The 366-nt window shown below is 46.4% G+C and carries 1 pseudogene; it reads left to right on the top strand.

The annotated features are described in order from the left end of the window. Window positions 1–191, top strand: a pseudogene (gene malG / locus CWC28_RS21440) (maltose ABC transporter permease MalG); the annotation flags it as partial. Window positions 192–366 lie beyond the last annotated feature (175 nt).

Below are 366 nucleotides of genomic sequence, written 5' to 3'. Positions count from 1 at the left end.
CAGTATTGCTGCAGGACATGGACAAACTGACTCTGGCAGTGGGTTCAAAACAATTCCTGAACCCCCAGAACTATTTGTGGGGTGACTTTGCTGCCGCAGCTGTGCTGACAGGCTTGCCCATTACACTGATCTTCCTGTTGGCTCAGCGTTATCTGGTCAGTGGCCTGACCTCAGGCGGTGTTAAAGGTTAAACAGCCATGAGCGAAGAAAATGATTTCGTCACCCTCGGGGATGAAATCATTTTCTCGGTAAACGAATGATCTGGATTAATGCCCATAGTGCGGAAAAAGAATTATGGCTGAAGTAAAACTGGTTAACCTCGACAAAAGCTACGACGACGGTAAAAGCTACGTTCTGAGAAATATT

Source organism: Pseudoalteromonas sp. S4492, from assembly GCF_005886115.1.
Classification (GTDB): domain Bacteria; phylum Pseudomonadota; class Gammaproteobacteria; order Enterobacterales; family Alteromonadaceae; genus Pseudoalteromonas; species Pseudoalteromonas gelatinilytica.
Note: the sequence above shows the minus strand (reverse complement) of the source record. Positions and strands in the feature narration are given on the sequence as shown.